Source organism: Bradyrhizobium sp. GCM10028915 (assembly GCF_042666195.1).
In the GTDB taxonomy this organism is placed as follows: domain Bacteria; phylum Pseudomonadota; class Alphaproteobacteria; order Rhizobiales; family Xanthobacteraceae; genus Bradyrhizobium; species Bradyrhizobium canariense_D.
The window spans coordinates 1-1823 of the sequence record NZ_JBHTFN010000066.1 but is presented as its reverse complement, the minus strand read 5'-3'; the positions used below and the strand labels follow the sequence as shown (position 1 = coordinate 1823).

1 protein-coding gene and 1 pseudogene are annotated in these 1823 nt (G+C 61.8%); both read right to left on the bottom strand.

Annotated features, from left to right (window positions below):
- Positions 1-509, bottom strand: a pseudogene (locus ACFQX9_RS33275) (flagellin); the annotation flags it as partial.
- Positions 510-881: 372 nt separating this feature from the next.
- Positions 882-1823, bottom strand: a 942-nt coding sequence (locus tag ACFQX9_RS33270; protein ID WP_377791608.1) for a flagellin, incomplete at its 5' end; no start/stop codon positions are given.

The window sequence follows — 1823 nt, the reverse complement described above, 5'->3', positions numbered from 1 at the left end:
GCCGTTGCAGTCGCACCGGTGTTGACGCCCTGGGTCGCGCCCAGGGTGATCGCCGAGGTCGCCGCGTGCGTGCCGCCCGCCGTGCCGTCATACAGCACGTTGCTAGTGGCAACCGTGCTGGCGAAGGAAGTCGTGCCGCGCAGGTCGGCAGAGGTTGCACCCGAGATCGTGGCCGAGACGTTGGACTTAGTGGAGTAACCGACGGTGGTCTGCAGCGCCTGGTTGGCGATCGACTTCGCGCTGTCGATCAGCTTCTGCAGCGAGGTGATGCCGGTGTTGGCAGCCTGCAGCACCTGCACGCCGTTGGCAATGCCGTCGAGCAGATTGTTGATGTCGCTGGCGCGGTTGTCGAGCGACTGGGCGGTGAAGAAGTTGGTCGGATTATCGAGGGCCGAGTTGACGCTCTTGCCGGTCGACAGGCGGCTTTGGGTGGTGGCGAGAAGATCAGCGGTGGACTGGAGAGAGAGCAGGTTCTGACGAACCGAGGAGGAGAGAACAATACCGGACATAAGCTGTTACCCTTCTGGTACGCAACGCAACAAACTTCGATTAGGATTAATCGATGCCGGGAAGGTGAACGTAGGTGGCTAACAAAGCATGAAGTGCGTCGCGCCAGTCCTTGCGCGGATTCACCATAAGCGCGGCCGAAGAGAAATCGATCTCAGTCCTATCACCATGATGGAATGATGCTTTTTCGCGCAATCGCGGGACGTTTGCTACTTGTCAACCATAACTCAGAGTGGGCAAACGGCTGCACCTGAATGCACCATCTTCGTCCCACGCCACGTCTGCGAACGCTTGCGCAAAAAGAAAGCGGCGGGGCCGAAGCCCCGCCGCAATATCTTGCTTAACGATGTCTTGCTTGCGATGTCGTCCGCTTGTTAGCGGAGCAGCTGCAGCACGCTCTGCTGCGACTGGTTGGCCAGCGACAGCGCGGAGACCGCGATCGACTGGCGGGTCGACAGCGCCTGGCTGTTCGCCGCTTCGGTGTTGGTGTCAGCCAGGGTCAGGTTGGACGAACCGGTCTGCAGCACGTTGATCAGGCTCTTGTTGAAGTCCTGACGCACCTGCACCACCGAGAGGTTCGAACCGAGGCTCGAGGCCTCCGAACGCAGCGTGCTCGACGCGGCATTCAGGTTGGTCAGCACTTTGTTGGTCGCAGCGTTGTCGATGAAGTCGACGCCGCTGGTCAACGAGGCGAGGCCCAGACCCTTGGAGTTGTAGGACACACCCGTGATGTTGAGGTTCGACTTGCCGGTTTCGTCGAACACCAGCTTGAGCTGATCGCCGTTCAAGAGGTTGACACCGTTGAACGAGGAGTCCTGCGAAGTCGTGTCGATCTGGTTCAGGATGTTGTTGTACTGAGACACCAGGTTGGCACGGGCCGTCTGCGCAACCGAGTCCTGGACGGGGCTGGAAGCCGTCGAGAACGTCAGCGACGAGGTCAGCGTGCCGCCGATCGCACCGCCCGCCGCCGCCGAACCAAGCGTCGAGGACGCGTAGTCGTTGGTGGTCGACACCGTCAGCAGGCCGTTGGCGTCGATCGTCGCAGACAGGTTGTTGGCCTGCAGCTTCGTGTTGAGCTGGTCGAGCGTCTTGACCGTGCCGTTGGTGCCGTCGCCGAAGGTGACATTGACCGCCGTGCCGCCGTTGAAGGAGGAGAAGGTCAAGGTCTTGCCGCTGATGCCGCCGACGCCGGAGGTGCGGGCCGCGGTGAAGGCGGTCGCGGTGCCGGTGTTGCCGGCGAAGCCGAGCGAGTTCAGCGCATTGCCGGTGCCGGTGATCGACAGGTCGGCGTTGACGCCGGTGGACAGCTTGAGCTG